4 protein-coding genes are annotated in these 17,338 nt (G+C 64.6%); all 4 read right to left on the minus strand.

Annotated elements, in window-relative coordinates:
* Positions 1-2 precede the first annotated feature (2 nt).
* A complete protein-coding gene (locus tag PI87_RS19155; protein WP_052321615.1) occupies positions 3-1,853 on the minus strand; it encodes a DUF2341 domain-containing protein in 1,851 nt (616 codons plus the stop codon).
* Between the two features lie 58 nt (positions 1,854-1,911).
* Entirely contained in the window at positions 1,912-3,546 is a 1,635-nt protein-coding gene (locus PI87_RS19160) for a ShlB/FhaC/HecB family hemolysin secretion/activation protein (RefSeq protein ID WP_052321629.1), read from the minus strand.
* Between the two features lie 317 nt (positions 3,547-3,863).
* Positions 3,864-16,229, minus strand: a complete 12,366-nt coding sequence (locus PI87_RS19165; RefSeq protein ID WP_052321616.1) for a filamentous haemagglutinin family protein — start codon at positions 16,227-16,229, stop codon at positions 3,864-3,866.
* Between the two features lie 90 nt (positions 16,230-16,319).
* Positions 16,320-17,303 carry a FecR family protein gene (locus tag PI87_RS19170; protein WP_084210019.1) on the minus strand — a complete coding sequence of 328 codons (984 nt, stop codon included), beginning with the start codon at positions 17,301-17,303 and terminating at the stop codon, positions 16,320-16,322.
* Between the last annotated feature and the right edge of the window lie 35 nt (positions 17,304-17,338).

Here is a 17,338-nt window from a genome sequence, read left to right on the forward strand (position 1 = left end):
CCTTACTCGCGGTGCGGCGCAGCCGGGCTGGCCACGAAGCCGCCGCCCGAGGTATCGATGCGCTGTTCCGCATGCGCAGCGCGCGCCGCGGTATCGCCCAATACAACGGTGGCGCGGCCGTCGCCGTGCTCTTCGGCCAGGCGCGTGGCGAACTCATCCACGAACACCGCCATGTCCGCCGCGATGGCGTCCGAGCGCGAGGCGAGCCAGTTGTAGCCAAAGAGCGCGGGAATCGCCACACCCAGGCCGGCTGCCGTACACAGCAGTGCTGCAGCCATGCCCGGTGCCACCGAGTTGATGTCCACCGCGCCCGCCATGGCGGCCACCACGAACACCAGCATGATGCCGATCACCGTGCCGAACAGACCCACGTACGGTGCGCCCTCAATGGTGGTCGACAGCCAGTTCATGCGGCGCGCCATGCGCTCGTTCTCGCGCACCATCACGCCTTCCATGGCAGCGCGAATGGCGGAGATGGTGGCCGCCGACACCGCGTTGATGTCGAAGCCGCGCTCATGGCGCAACTGCATCTCACGGATGGCGATTTCGTACAGGCGCCACAGCGAGGAATCTTGGCGAACATCCGCCCCCACCTTGCCACCACGCACCAGCGAGTCGAGCGATGCGCCGGCCGTCTCACGAAACACCGCCATGAAGCGCGCATTGGCGCGCGCCACCGTGCTGTAGTAGCGGCTCTTGGTGATCATGATGGCCCACGACCCCGCCATCATCAGGCCCAGTACGCATACCACCACCCACGCGTCCACGGGCATGGCCGCGAGGATGAAGCCGAAGTGGCTCTTGCCGGCTTGCTGTTCATCCGGCCCCATCGAGACGAGGCGCGATTCAGCACCCTGCGCAACGGCATCTGCCTGGATCAACCCAGCCGAGCGTGCCGTCTTGGACAGGCGCAGCTCATCAATGGCGCCATTGAACGGGGTCAGACCCGTACCGCCCAGGGCGTCGCCACCCACGGCTGCTGCGGTGTTGAGTGCGGGCAGATGCGCGGCCAGGTTGGCTGCCACAGCGCCGTTCACGTAGAGGTGCACGCCCTGTTCATCTGCGGTGGCCGCCACATGCGACCACTGGCCCGCGCGCACCGGTTGGCCCGGCTCGCTGCGCTGGCCGTTCACCTGAACAAACGGCACGCCGTTGTCGATACCGAGCACAAACTCATTGGTACCCTCACGGCGCGCGTAGACCACCTGCCCTGCCGCCAGCGTAGCGGGCCGCACCCACGCGGACACCGTGAACGGGCCGTTGGCCTGCGTGGCCAGCGACGGCGACACCGGCAGCATCAGCGGCGTACCGTTGAACTGTGCGCCCTTGCCGATCACGCTACCTTCAAACGTGGTGACAGGCGTGAATGCGTGGTTGCCGTAGCCCGTCGTGTCCCGCGGCTGCGTGCCGGTCTCGCTGAAGTGGTAGACCAGCGTGTAGTCCGGGTCAAAGGTCATCTGACCATTGCTCGATGCCGGCGCCTTGCGGTTGCCGTAGTACATCCAGACGCGTTGCGGTGCGTTGGTCGTGACCGTCGGCACATCCACCCAAACCAGCGCGATGCCCAGCAGCGGATCGAACTGCTCGATCTGATAGTTCAGCACCGTCTTGTCATCGGCAGCGATGAAGCGCAGGTCGGTACCGTTCTCGCTCGTGCCGTCAAAGCTGAAGTTGCCGGTATGCAGGCGCACCAGCACGGGCGTGCGGCCGGCATCGCTCTTGAGCGCACCGCCTTGCGGGCCGGCATCCACGGTGATCGGTTTGCGATAGGCCCAGTCGGGCTGCCACCATGCCAGCGCGGTGCCGGGCAGGAAGGCGCTCAGCAGCGTGAGCAGAAACAGAATGCGTCGCATGGCAGAAACTCTCCGAAGACAAAGCAGGTAAGCGGTTGGACGTGGCTCGGTAGCGCGTTCAATAACTGGCGTTCACGCTAAAGTTCACGCGTGGCGTATGCGCACGCGTGCCGGGGCCGTCGCGCAGCGGATAGCCAAACTCCAGGCGGCCACGCACGTAGTCGGTCAACTTGAAACTGGTGCCGAAGCCCAGCGAGAGAAGCGAGAAGCTGCTCGCCTGCTCTACTTGCGCCTGACGCAGGCGCAGGTAGGCGGCATCGGTAAAGAGGTAGAAGCGCAGTTCATCCAGCGCTGGAGCGAACTTGTTGAACGGCGCCGTCCGCCACTCAAGCGAGGCCAGTGCACCGTAGTCACCCGTCGCTTCCGCAGACAGGTAACCACGCACACTGCTCATGCCGCCCGCAGCAAACTGTTCGCTCGATACCAGCGGCGAATCCGACAACTGCCCTGCCACGCGCACCACGGCCTGCGAGCCGCCCTGGAAGGTGTGCGTCTCGGTGGCATCAGCCTTGAAGGCGAGGAAGCTGGAGCGTGAATTCACGCGCTTGTAGTCGTAGGCCTGTTCGCTGCTGCCGTAGCCAAACAGGCTGCGCGTGCCGGCGGTGGCGCTCAGGTTGAGGCTGAGCGTGTCGCGCTCGCTCTGGCGATAGCCCGTGTAGTACAGCGAGATGGGCGCGTACTTGAGCGGCACGTGGTCGCTTGTGCTGCCAAAGCGCAGGCTCTCGGCGTTGTCCTTGAAGTCGATGCCCACACCAAGCTGTTGCCACCACGCGCCTGCTGTCGGCAGCACGTAGTTGGCCTTCACGCCCACCGCGTGGCCCTTGCCCAGCACGCTGGTGCCGCCCGTCGTGGCAACGTTGCTGTCGGACTTGTAGCCCGAGAACTCCAGGCTCCAGTTCGTATCAGGAATGGGTGCGGTGTACGCACCTGACCACACGCGTGCCTGGCTGAAATCCTGTGGCGCCCCAAAGAACGACAACGACGCGCGATGCCCGAGCTGCCACAGGTTGTCGTGGCTGATCGACGCCGTCATACGCAACGGACGGGTCTCGGCACTGTGGTCGTTGTTCAGCCCAAGGCTGGCGTGCACCGGCGACTTGTCGTCCACCTTCAGGTCGACATCCATCGTGCCGGGCACCGCGCCCGGGCGCACTACCGGAATCACCTGCCGATCGGCCCGGTTGAGCGTGGACAGTTCTGTCTGCGCCTGCGTGAAATCGGGCACCTTGCCCTCCTGCAGCGCAGGCACGCCCTCACGCACCAGACGCGGCGACGTGTACTCCGCGCCCGTCACGCGCACACGGCCCACGCGTGTTTCATTCACCTGCAGGATCACCACACCGCCAGTCACCTGCTGTTCGGGCAGATCCACATAGACGGACTGATAGCCCTTGGCCTGATACACGGCCAGCAATGCGGCGCGCGCATCCTCAATGTCCTTGAGCGTGCGATCGGGCCCGAGGAACGGTGTGACGGTCTTCTCGATGGTGCGCACGTCGAGCATGGTGTTGCCGCGCACGACGTACTCGTTGATGTTGACCTTGCGCTGCGGCGCAGGCTCGGAAGACGCGGCTGCCACCGGTGCAGCAGCAGGTGCCGGCGGCTCTTGCGCCAGGACCACGCCGGGCATCAGCAGCGAAAGCATCGCCAGCTGGACACTCCCCACAGACGTGTGTTTCTTGAATTCGGACATGCGTTGGCTCAGTGCCGATTCGGCATTCATTCGTGTGTTGTGCGATGCGCGGCTGTGTCGTTTGTCAGCCGTCGGTCTTCACAGGAATGACGTTTGCTGAAATCCAAATCCGCAAACATTTTGTGATGTCACGCAAGCTTCATGAAGCAACGCGCGACACAGCATGGCGTGATCGAACGCACGCCATGAAGCCGCATGGGAAGGGGCTCTGCGGCGCATCCACATGTTTGGATGCACCGCAGAGTGAAGAGACATCGCGCGCTGTATGACCACGCGATGACGATGGGGTGAAGAACGCTTGCCGCCCGCTTACGGCATCACAGGTTCTTGCGTTCGGCTGCGGTGAGCCGCATCTTCTGGCGCTCGGTCAGATCACCATTGCCGATCATCTGGAAGGCGCTTCCTGGGTCGTAGCTGCTGCGGTCTTGGCGCTCGGGCGGCGGTGCCTTCTGCGCGCCGTCGCCGTTCTCGCCGCCACCTGCTCCGCCATAGCCGAGCACCTGCACGGTGATGATGGACGGCAACCCATTGCGTGCGGCCGCCTGCTGCTGACGCATCACGTCTTGCGCCGCTTGCGTGGCTGAATTGGCCGCTGCACTGGCTGAGCTAAGCGCGTTCACGTTGACCAGCGCCACCGTCGGGATACCGCGCGACTCACCTTGCGCCTGGATGTTGGCGGCGTTCACCACACGCAGCGCGGCCACGTTGATGTCGCCCGACACCCGGATGCCCGCCTCGCCCGGGTCGACCGTGCCCAGCGGCGCGATCAGGTCAACGTCACCGCGTGGCACTTCGGGAATCGGGTTGAGTGTGGCAATGCCCGCGCCAGAACTCGGCACCTGCGGCGACAGCGTGATGTTGCCCACGCTGTCATACACGCGCAGCGGCGGCGTATAGAGCAGCGAGGTCTTGGAACCGCGCCCCGCGTTGATGTCACCCTCGGCCGACCACACCAGAATGCTGCCACCAAACGTGGTCATGATGCGCGACAGGCCCAGCAGCACGCTGTCCTTCGAATAGACCTGGATATCGCCCGAGCCCTGCGTGAGCAGACCCGAAGTGGCTGGCGGCACTTGACCCTCCACACCCACGATCAGCTTGCCGCCCGGCGTGAGCATCTGGATACCGCCACCGAAGTCCGTGCGAATGCCGGACGGGCCGAACATCGTGATGGTGCCGTCGCGCTGGATCGGCCGGCCTTGCGCATCCTTGTCCGGGAACAGCGACGCGATGGCTTGGCGCCCGCGCAGATAGCTGCCGAAACGGCGGCTGGTTGGGTCGTTGTACTCACGGCCGCCCGCCTGCAGCTCACTGAAGTACACCGAGCGGGCAAACACGCGCTGCTGCTCCGCCGGCAACCCCAAGTAGAACGCGAGCGCGCCATCTTGCGTACCGGTGTAACCGAAGCGCGTCTGCAGCCAGTCGAGCAGTTCCTTCTGATACGTCTTGACCACCCTGCCCGTTTGATCAGCCAGCGGTGCGTTCGGATTGGCCAGGTTGGCCGCATCGAGGTAACGGCGTGCGAACGTCGTGAAGTCCGCACCGGCTGCGCCCGCGCCTGCCATGACACTGATGCCTGCGCCGCTGCCGCGATCATCCGGGCCGACGGAGATGGCGGTACCGATACGGCCAATGCTCTCCAGCAAGCCCTTGTCTGCCTGATACAGGTTGCGGCCGGCGGTGACCTCCAGCGTGCCCGGGCCGGCCACGCGGAAGTTGCCGAACAGGATGTCACGGCCAGCAGAGACGACGGAGATGTCGTTGGGGTTGTTGTTGAGGAGGAGGTTGCCGGTGGAGGTGGTGTTGCTGAACCCCGTTGGGGTGGAAGTGCCTGGAGCAGTGCCAGCGCCCACGATGTCACGGCCGGCCAGGATCCAGGTCGGTTTGGCTGCGACATACCAAGTCGATTGCGACTTGGGTGACACCTGCTTCCCGCCTGCGGTGAAGTCCAGCAGGTCGCCTGTGCGCAAGCCAACGATGTCGCCATTGACAGCATAGAAACGCGCGGGCTCGCTATCGTTCACATGCAGCAAGCCGGACGCTGTATCCGGACCAAATGCGAACAACGTCCCACCACCTCCTCGCGTGAAAGCCGTGCCATCCGCACTCGTGTTGTCAACCAAGAGCACGGTACCAGCACCCGCCCCATAGCCAGCGAAGCCAGGGTTGAACGGCGTTACCAGCGCACTTTGCGATGCACCGGACTGGCTGATCGCGTAGCCATTCGCATACAACGATCCGTTGGCGAGAATTTCAAGTTGACCGAACGGCGAAGGCGCCAGCACAAGCGATGTATTGGCGCTGTCACCGCCCCCGTAGTAGACATTGCCTCGCGCAGCCACAGCACGCAACGTGCTCGGGTATACGAATCGGCCATCTGTCGGAGCACCAACACCCCCTGTGCCTGGCGCCCGGCGACTTTGTGTAGTGGGGGTCAGGTTTCCACCGGCGGAGAACAGGTTCAGCGTTGTGCGATCCGTCCACAGTGAGAACCAGCTATATCCACCGCCGGATTGCGGTACCAGCACGCCACCCAGTGTCGGTGAATAGGGCGTTGCATTCTGTTGGCTGAGGCGGCCGGCATCTCCAATGGCAGCCAGGACCAGATCCCCACGGGTGGATAGGTTGACCGTCGCGTCGCCCGGCACAATCGTCAGCCCGCCCTGCGGCACAGCCCCGGTGGCGGCAAAGACGTCTCGCCCACGGGGGTCGTTCGGCATGGCGGCCCCGTAGGCCGCAGAGTCTAGGGCAAGCCGACCAATGGCACCCGCTTCCACACTCAGGTTGCCGCGCAGGTTCGTCAGCACACCGTCGATATCCGGGCTGCTGCCATACGTGTTGCGGAAAGCCGAATCCAGCGGATTGATCGCACCCTGAGTGCCAAGCTGCAGATCGCCGCCACCCGTCATCACCAGTTTGCCGTCCGGCCCGACGCGCCCCGTGCTGGCTACGGCAATGTTCAGCGCTTCGCTTGTCGGTTGCGACTTGGTACCAGGGTTCGACTGCACGCCAACGTCGCCGCCTGCCCTGACTTGAACGTTGCCGCCGCCCAGCGCGCCAATTCCCGTGAAGCCCACGAGCCTGGGAGCAGTCAAGGTGCTGACCCCTGGCACCGAAGACACATACGTGCCGAAGTTGACCCACCATGCCGTCGGCAGGCCGGACCCCGTACCGCCCTGGCGCCAGAGCCAATCGCCTGGATTGTTGCTGAACGTCGGACCGCTCCCCAGCGTATGCCCGGTGATTGCACCTTGCGACGACAGCAGGACGTTGCCGCCGCGCTCCGGATACCACGCCTGATACAGGCTCGTTGTCGGATCGCCGTTGACGAACGGTTCATATGCCGTGCCATCAGGACCGAGGACCGTGTTGCCGGTGGTGCGCTCCGTGCCGCGCCGCTGGTTGTAGGGGTTGTTGCCGCTGCTATCGAGCAGCGGCGTGGACTGCGTTCCAGCCGTATAGACGCCGTAGATCGAACGTATGTCGATGCCGCCACCGCTGATCAAATCCAGATCGCCTGTGCCAGTGCGAAGAACGCTGAAAAGCGGAAAGCGCGGGGCCAGGGTCGTTTCTCCAGGCACGGCCTGACAATAGTCACCGAGGTCGCAGAGGAACAAAAGGTCATCAGGCACGGTTTCTCCGGGCGTACCAAACCCCCCGTCTTTCCACACTACCCGAGCAGGAAGCGACTGTGCCACCGCAGACAGATGCGCATCTCCCAGCACGAGACTGGCGGCTTGCCGCGCATCGGGACGCACAGCGCGACTGTCCGCAGCACTGATATCCGCTCCGCTAACCAACCGCATCGACCACGACTCGGTGCCGGATTTCAGCATGGGCGCAATCGCCCAGTTGCTGCCCTGCGAGCCATTCACCGTGTCGCGCAGTTCGACAAACTTGGCGTCGTCGGGCAATTTCACGTCGGCCGAGCCAGGAATGAGCGCACCGACCGACAGGGCCAATGCCCCATTCAACGCAACACCGTCCGGGCCTTGTGCAGCGAGCGAAACGCCTTTAGGCCAGACGATCGAAGCGACCGATACAGGTGCAGCAATCACACTGCCTGCATCCAGCACCATCCCGGCCGCGAGCGCCGTGTCTTGCCGCAAGACCGTGCCAGCGGGGTACTGCACGTTGCCTGCCGCATCGCGCACGGCCGCCCGCAGCACCGTACCGGCGGGCAAGTTCAACGCCTGGCCCAGTGTGAGACTGGCCGGCACCGTTGCATTGGCCGGCAGCGTAAACGAGCGCAGCGGCACGTCGTAGTTGAGCATCGTGCCCGGGGCAAACAGCGTGCCATCGGCCAGCGTAATGCCGCCGCGCGGGACGATGATGTCGTTGCCGTAGGGCTGCTTACCGGCGGTCAACAACCAGCCCGCGTCGTCCTGCGTAGCCGGCGGTGGTGCAAACCCATCGTTGATGCTGCCCAGCACTTGCAACTTGCCACCTGCACGCATCACCAACGCGCCGGGCTCGCCGGAACCACGCACGTTCGGGTCGGCATTGGGGCCGTAGCGGTAGCCCGAGAAATCAAGATCGCCGCGCACCAAGAGGTTGCCGTCCGGCGTGGCACTGACGATCTCCACTCCAGGTCGCAGGTGATATGCGCTGCCGTAGGTCTTCAAGCCAGCCAGGCGCGCCTGCAGATCGCTGTTGTTCCAGGCAGCATTGATGAAGCTCCGGCTATCGGCATCAATGCCGTCCATCCACGCCTGCGTGATGACCTGGTTAGGCTTGCCATCTACCGTAGGCGCCGTATCGACCGGTGCATTGTCGTAGCGGCGGAAGCCCTGCACGGCGATGCTCCTGGCACCACGGATGTCGAGCGGGCCTGCGGCATTGATGGCCAGATCGCCCTGGGTGTCCGAGCCGACGCGCGGTGCGCTGAGCGTAACGGTGCCGCGTGCCACGTTGTCCGCCGCACGCACGTCAATCACGGCCCCAGATGACAACGTAAGACGCCCTTCTGTGGCGCGCAACTCAACGATGCCGCGGTTGGGCGCGTCGATGGGTAAGCCGTAGCTGTCCACACGCAGGCGTGTGCCGTGCGCATCAAGCACAGCGCCCGAGCCGAGTGTGAGCCCATTGCGCGCGGCCAGGCGGATCGTGCCCGGCTGCTCACCGCTGGCATCCACACGGCCGTTGACGGTCAGGCTGCCACCATCGAGCGATACGTTGATCGTGTTGGCCTTCAGTTCATCGCCAATCGTCAGGTCGCCCTGCTTGATCTGGAAGCTGCGCGAACCGGTCATGCCGCCTGCGGTCAGGCGCTGGTTGAAGCCGGTGAAATCGTTCAGCGTTTGTGCACGCACGTCGACGCTGCCGGCTTGCCACGGCACATTGGTGCCGCCTGCATCGTAGCGGCCGCTTGCCGTACCACGGATGGTGCCGGCCAGATCAACGCGGCCTGCTGCCGCATCCAGCGCCGTCACCGACACACTGCCGGCACGGTTGTTCTGCGCGGAGACATCGACGACTGAGCCTGCCGCCTGGCTCACGTTGCCATGCGCGCTGTCGATCAGCACGTCGCCACCCGCGCTGTACTTCGTCACGTCGTTCATCGGCACTGCGCGACCCGCCACATCAATGCGCGATGCGTCGGCCAGCGTGACGCCGCTGTCACCGGAGATCGTCAGCTTGCCGCTCGGCAGCACGATGGCACTGGCCACGTTGACAGTGTTGCCCTTGAGGCCGATCTCCGCACCGAGCGCATCCGTGCTCACAGTGCCGGCACCCGATGGTGCAGCAACGTTGAGTGCCCCGCCTGCGGTGAATCGGTTGATGGAACCCGATTCGCCCGTGAGCAACGGCGTGACGAAATTGAGGTTGCCACCGCTGTACTGATAGCCGGTGCCGGCCTGATACGCACCCTGCGTTTGATACACCGACAACGTATTGCGGTTGTTGGCCGTGATCTTGTCACTGGCCTGCACATTCATGTTGGAAAAGCCGAGCACCAGGCGGTCCAGCGTGAGCTGTGTGTCGGGCTGGCTGAACGGGCCGTAGCCGAAGACCACGTCGCGGGCAACGATGTTGAGCGTGCCGCTACCCGTACCGGCGCCGCCTGCGATGACGCCACCGGGTTTCGCGCTCGACGGTGCCTGATTGGAAGTCCGGAGAACGCCATCGCTCACGCCGTTCCATACCAGCTTGTCGGTCGTGATCGTCGCAACGTCGCCCGCGCCGCCCAGGCCGTAGATGGCGGGTGTATTGAGCATGAACGATGCGAGTGACGATTTTCCCGTCACCGGATCGATCGTGTTGAGCGCCGTCGTGCCGTAGAAGTTGATCGACTGCGAGGCAGTCAGAACTAGGTTTTCCAACTTCGGCACGCCAATGCCTGTATTGCCGGCAAGCAGACGACTGAGCAGATCCTGATTCAGGCGCAGGCCACTCGGCAGCACGCTGGCGGCAGCGTCCAATGCCGCCTGCTCGCCGATGTTGATGCTGGGCATTGACAGCGTGAGGTACTTCGCACCGTAGCGGGCACCGTCGCTCAGACTGATCTGACCGTTGCCTTGCGTTGAAAGCAGAAGTGAACCCTTTCCATAGAGCTCGGCCTTGCCAATCGAGATACCGGCCGAACCGCCTGCCAGTTGGTTCTGAACGACATTCAAAAGGCCATTGGAAACGGCGATGAGATTCGAGTTGGTGGTATAGATGTAGCCGTCCGTCGATGGGTAAGGCGTCTGTGTGCCTTGGCCAAGGGTGCTGATGCGCGCACCATCCTCGACCGTGATACCGCCCGCCTGGGCAATCAGGAAAACTTCACTGCCCGCGAGCTGCGCGCCGGAACGCACAGCCACGGCATTGATGTTGCCCTCCAACGAACGCAGACCGCTGCTTTGCGTCTGCACACCACCACCGATCATCATGCGCGGCGCGCCGATGGCATTCAAGGCGCCTGCATCCAGAGAGATGAATCCGGGCGTGGCTTGCGCACCCGTCGCCGTCACTTCAATATTCCGAGCGGGGCTCGAACTACTGCTGTCTACCGCCAGGGTCCCCGCATAGCCACCCGGCGCCGCATCGAAGCGTGCCGATCCACCAAACTTCAACGCGCTGAGCGTTGAGTCAGGGTCTTGATAGACAAGCTGGAGCGTCTTGCCGTCTGAGGGCAGCATGGCGCGCGGATAGCCAAAGCGGGCCGCATTTGCCTGGAGAAAATCGGCGTAGCTCGTCTCGTTGTACTGAGAGCGCATACGCACGGCTTCGCCGGGCGTCAGGATGATTTGCGAAGGCAGCGCTGCCTGCAGACCTGTATTGGCAGTGCCCAGCACACCGCCTGCAAGCCACGACCCGTCTCCAAGCTTGCTCGCGCCGGTCAGTAGAGGATTGGCCTGCCCGACTTCGACGCGATATGCGCCCGGTAGCAATGCATACGCTGCGGGCAGCAAGGTATAGACACCCGGCGAGAGGCCCGGAATGCCCGCACCAATGGTGATCTGGCGCCCCACAACAGCGACGCCCGCGCCCGCATCAAACGGCGCATAGGCACTGTGATAGCCGGGCACGATGGCATACACACTGTTGCTCTTGGCGCTGTAGGCAAGTGTCGGGTTCGCGTTGATCAGCGGTGTCGTGAGCACATCCACCGAGCCACCCCGGCCGCTAACAAAGCCGGCCCCTGCAACATTGCCACCGCCCGACATATCGACGATGGCGCCAGGCGCCACATCGAACGCATTCCCCGCCAGCCGGACTGCGCTCGAACTGCCGAGCGACAGCGGCGTATCCCCAATCGAGGCACCGTTGTATGTGTATCTCACGCCGTCGGAAGTGCCGCCGTAGGGCAAGATCAATCCCACCGCGCTCACAGAAGTCAGACTGCCGGGGAGCAGGTGCACGCGACGTGTCGCTGCGGGCACACCGTCATAGATGGTGCCACCGAGCAACAGATTGCCCAACGGCGCACGCAAGACCCCGCCTTGCTCCACTTCCGGTGCAAGTATCTGCAGCGTACCGAACACACTGTCGGGCACGTCCGGAAGTTGCTCGCCGTTGCGCCCCAGCGTGACGCGCTCCGTCGCAGCAAGCTTGGCGCTCGCGGCGCTCACCGGATAGACCTGTGCCGCATTCAACGTAACTTGTCGTGAGCCACCCGCACCCAGTTGCGCGCGAATGTCACCCGTGCTGTTGAACGTCATTGCGTCAAAGCCGGCTCGCGCGATTTGCAATGCGGGTTGCAAATAGGGTTGCTCCACCGGGCCGTACGCGCCAGCGCCATAGGCGAACCCCAGGTCGAGCAGATCGGCATCAACGGTCAGCCCGGCCTGCGTGACCACAGGCGATACGGTTTTCAGCTTGAGCAACTCCTGCACGCCGGTCTTGCCACCACCAATGACCGGATACAGTGCGCCATTCAAGGGGACGACGGCAGTGCTGGCGAACCGCACGTACGGTGCGGCCAAGTGCACATTGGAAGCGCCATCCCGGGTGGACAGCGCATTGCTCTGCACCTGTAGGCTGCGGCCCATCGTCACGTTGACGGGACCATCGAACGTCACCATGTCGGCGTAGACCCGCAGCGAGTCAAAGCCGCCTGCGGCAATTTGATCTGTACTGACGCGCGCCCGTCCATAGGCCAGCGCCGGACTGGCCACATGGGGCTGCAAATCACCAGGCAATATTGGGCGGTAGGCCGAACCGATCTCCAGTTCCCGTGGCACAACAACTGCATTGGGAATGATGTCCGTCTGGCTAACCATGTAGCGCGGCGTTTCCAGAATGACCGCAAGCGTGCCACCAGCAGCGCCAGCGCCGCCTGCATTGGCGCGCGCCGTGCCATCCAGATAGATGCCGTTGTACGACGCAAGCGCAATCGTGCCGCCATCGCCGGCCAACGCTACAGGGCGTGTCGCCACACCCATCGGGATGGCGGCGCCTGAGCCTTCCTGCAGATCGACCATCGCATAGGCACCGGATGCATCAAGCACCGCACCGGGGCGGATGACGATAAAGGCGTTGGCTGCAGGCTCAATCCCTCCCGTGCTGCGCGGGCCATTCGGGCCAATGGCGATCGTGCCGCCGTTGCCCGCAATGCCGTAACGCCGGCCAAACTGGTCGACTGCAGTCACAGCACGTGCTGCGACGTCCAGAACAGCATGATCGCCAACCCAGATCGAGCGTGTCAGATCAAAGTAATCTGCTCTGCCGGTATCGACGTTGGCATTGTTCATCTGCAGCACCTTGATCGTGCCGCCCGGTGCTGTAATCACCCCATCAATCGTGATCTGCCCCGGCGTCTGCAGCGTCACCGTCTGCCCCGGGTCCACCACAATGCGCGCGCCCTGCCCCACCTGCAGTTGCGAACCGGCGGCCAGATTCAGGTTGCTGTTCGACTGCAGTGTCAGACTTGCCCCGCCCCGCTGGATCAGCTTGGCGTTGACGGCATCTTCCTGATACACAGGAGGCGTCCACAGCGTGAGCACATCGGCCGGGTGCGCACCCGTGGCAACGTTGCGCGCGGCATCCGGCACGAAATAGACCGGCATCTCCACGTTCAATGCCGTGCCCGGTGCAACGGTCAGCCCGCGATACCCGTTCACGTCATACGCGGAGAAGCCCTGGCGGAAGAAGCCCGGCGTGAGCAGCAACTGCCCGGTCTGCGTGCCGCTACCGTCGGAGACAAGCACCTTGTCTGCCGCCACCGTCAGCGTGCCACCGCCGTTGACGCCGTAGCCCTTGATGATGCTGCCCAGCTGCAGCGTGCTGCCGTCCGCCGTTGCTGGCGCATACGGCGGCGTGTTGGCCGTGAGCGTAACGTTGCCGCCCTTGCCGCCCCGCACGCTGCCGTTGGCCAGAATGCCCGCCCCCGACGACACGTCGATCGTGCTGCCGCTCACAAGCGCAACGCCCTGCACGCCCTCCATGCTGACGCTGCCGCCATTCAGCCATGCCATGCCGGCCACGGTCGTTGGGTCCAGCACGCCATTCACCCACAGGCCGCTCACATCCACTGTGGCGCCCGCCGCTTGCGTGATGCGCGACTTACCATCCTTGGTTAGCGCAACAGCTTGCGTGGCCGGATTCGCGGCACGCAGCACGTTGCTGAGCGCCACGTTGCCGCCGTGCGCCACCACATCCGCATTCACGTCGATGGACGACGCTGCCACCGACACCGTGCCGCCATCCGCCAGTGCCAGACGTTTGTCGATGGTCACGTTGCCTTGCGATGCAAGGGATAGCCCGCCGAGCCCCATGTCGTTCAGGCGCTGCGCATCCAGCTGGATCGTGTTGATACGGTCTGCCGGCAGCGCGTCGGCCAGCGAGATCGGCCCTGCCGCGGCGACATCGCCGATGCGGACCCGGGTGTCATATGCGCCCGCCAATCCATAGCCGTCATAGCGACCGATGCGCAGCGCGGCGGGAATCGCCACGGCGGTCTGTGCCTGCACATAGCCATCGGTGCTGCCCTGTGCGCGCGCCTGGTTCTGGCGCGGCCCGTTGTACACGGCGCTGACAATGTCGCCGTCCACCACGGCCGTGGGTGTGGAGAGGATCAGTTGCCCCGCGTCGCGCCCAGCCGTGTAGCCGTTCTCCAGTTTCTGGCGCGGCGCAATCAACGGGCTGTAGAAGTACTCGGTGGTCTTGTTGCCCCAGCGCGGGTGCGCCGCTTCAAAGCCCTGATAGACGCCTGCGTAGAGCACGTCCATCGGTGCGGAGGACGCATCGTAGAGCTGCCCGTCACGCCCCTTGAGGAAGGTCTGCCGCAAGAGGCCGGTCTGCACATCGAGTGACCCACCCGACAGGTTGATCGACGAGCCGCGCTGGGTGACCACCTCCTTGCCGCCCAGGGTGACGGTGCCGCCCTGCGCTGCCCATTCGCCAATGCTGTGGCCGGTGTTGTCGAGATAGCCGCCCACTTCCAGCAAGCCGCCAGCGGTGTAGTAGCGGTCCTTGTCATACACGCCGGGCTTGGCCGGCACATAGACGAGGCGACGGCGGTCGATCCACACGTTGGCGTTGTTCAGCACGCCGCTGTCGCGGTTGCCCGGCGCGTCGCGCTGCTCGTTGCCCTGCACGTTCACCTGAACGTTGTTCGACTCCATCGACACCTGTACACCCACCGCGCCGCCCACGTCGAGCCGCGCGCGATCGGTCACCAGCGCGCGGCGCGCAGCACTCACCTGAATCTGCCCGCCGGTGGCCAGCGACAGCGAGTTGTCTGCGAAGAGCACGTCGCCCCCAGAGACGATCTCGATGCGCGACAGGTCTCGCCGGTCTGACAGGCGCGAGAGGTTATCGAATACGCCCGGGGCGGTATCCGCACGCAGCTTGTCCTGCGTGGCGGATTCCTTCAGCAGCGCATTGCGCTGGCTGTCGAGCGCCGTAGCAGCGTCCTGTTCGATCAGGATGGCGGTGGTCGCGCCCGGCCCGACCGTTACGCGCCCTTGCGAGTCGGCGGCGGAGTTCAACAGGTGAATCGTGCCGCGCGTGTTGACGGTCGTGGTGGAGATCGCCACGCCGTTCTGCGCCACGTCGCGCCCGGCCAGCGTGATATCGCCTTGGTTGGCAATGATCAGGCCGCTGTTGACCACATGCCCCGCCGTACTGTTGGCCACGAACTGCGGCGCGATCTCGTTGCCGCGCGTGGTGGACATCGTGTTGCCGTCCGTGCCCACGCCCTTGCGAATGATGAAGTTGTCACCGGCAGCCAGTTGCGTCTGGCCCTTGGGCGTGTTGATGGTACCCGCGTTCTCAACCTCGGTACCGACCAGCAGGACATAGCCGCCGCCCTGCGTCACGGACTGCGGCGCGCGCGTGCTGATCTGCGCGCCGGCCTCCACCTTGATCTTGCCGCCCGCGTTGGTGAAGGTAGGCGTAGCGTTGTCACCGTACAGGCCCTTGCGGAACTGGTCATCGGTGATGTTGGCGGCGGCCGCCACCAGGTTGCGTGTGTCGACCTGGCTGCTGCCCGTAAAGATCACGCCGTTGCGGTTGACGATGAGCACCGTGCCGTCGGCCTTGATCTGGCCACGGATCTGGCTGGGCCGCCCGTTCGGATCATTCACGCGGTTGAGCACCGACCAGTTGGACTGCTGCTGGTACTCCACCGTCGTGTTGCGGCCGACGTTGTAGGTCTCCCAGTTGAGCACGGCCTTGTCAGCGGTCTGCTGGATGGCCACGTTCACGCGGCCGTCCTTGTTGGACTGCACGGGTGCGTTGGCGTTGACCCAGCCGCGTGTGAGCGAATTCGTATCGACCTTCAGGCCGCCATCGGCCAGCCCATCCGGCACATCGGACGACCCGCTGAGTGCAGCCTGCCGCGCCGCATTCTGCGCAGCCTGCTGTGCAGCGATGGCTGCGGCAACGCCGTTCAGGTTGGCAAGCGACTGCTGCAGTTGCTGACGCGCCTGCTGCGATTGCTGCTGCGGATCATTGATCAGCGCGACCGGTGTACCGTTGGGCAGGCGACCGGTGGCAGCGGCCGTGTTCTGCGCTGCACCGCGCTCGGCAAACCAGGCACCGCTGAAGGCACGCGTTTGCGCATGGGCGCTGGCCGCCAGCAGCGTCAGTGCCGCCGCCTGCACCAGCGGCTTGATGCGCCACGTGCGGACGGACCGCCTGCCATGAGAGCGCCGACGATGCGACAGAAACGTGACGGGAGAAGACTTGGCGTGCTGGCTCGGCTGCATGTCGGATAGCGAACGGACGATCGAACGGCGGCCGCGTCGCTGCACATCCGCGCGGCCTCTCCTGCTATGACGAAGGTCATAACCCGAATCCGCAATGACAGAAATATGGCAACGCGGCATGCTCGCCGCGCAACCTCAACCGAGCAATACGATGCCGCCCGGCAACTCCGTCACGCTTGCCCCCAGCACTTCACGAATCTGCGCGAACACGGTATCGAGCCGGTCGATACGGAAGCGCCCGTTCAAGCGGCTGCGTGCCAGCTTGTCATCCACCACCAGCACGTGGCCGGGGCGGTAGCGATTGATCTCGCTCACCACATCGGCCAATGGCGTCTGGCGGAACACCAGCACGCCGTTGCGCCACGCTGATGCGGTGGCCACATCGGCCTGTGCAACCGTGCCCATCACGTGCTTGTCGTAGGTCACCTGCTGGTTGGCCGTGAGCGTCAGGCTGCGGCCATCCACCTCCACGCGCAGGTCGCCCGACAGGCAGGTCACGCATACGCGTGCATCCAGATTGCGCACCTCAAAGCTCGCCTGCGTGGCAATCGCGCGGCCGGGGCCCGCTGCCACAACCAACGGCTGTGCTGCACCACGCGTGCTGTTGACGGCAATCTCACCGTCCAGCAGATCGACACCATGCAGCACACCCGCATCACGACGCAGCGCCACGCTGGTGTGCGTGTTCATGTCGATGGTCACGTCAGCGGCAAGTGCCACCTGGCGTTGCTCACCCGTCTTGGTGCGCAAGTCTGCGGCCAGCGAGGGGAATGCGCCCCACAGGCCGGCCGGCGCGACAACCGCCACGGCAGCCCCTGCTGCCGTGGCAAAAGCGCCGCCCAGGAAAGCACGGCGGCCCAGCGTGGGTGCGCGCCGCGTCTTGGCAGCCTGGCGACGCCGCACCGCCTCGCCCGCCGGGCCAAAGTCTTTCCACAACTGACGTGCGTCGGCAAATGCGGCGGCATGCGCTTCGCTCGTGTCGCACCAGCGCCTGAGTGCCTGCGCGTCAGCCACGGTGGCCTCGCCCGAGGTCAGACGACGCACCCACGCGTGCGCATCGCGGCGCAGCGTGTGCGGAATCTTCAGCGTCGTCTTGTGGGTGTCGGGTGCTGCCTTCATGCGTTCAACCATCTGTCATACCGCCGTTCTCTTTA

The sequence above is a fragment of the Ralstonia sp. A12 genome (assembly GCF_000801955.1).
Taxonomy (GTDB): domain Bacteria; phylum Pseudomonadota; class Gammaproteobacteria; order Burkholderiales; family Burkholderiaceae; genus Ralstonia.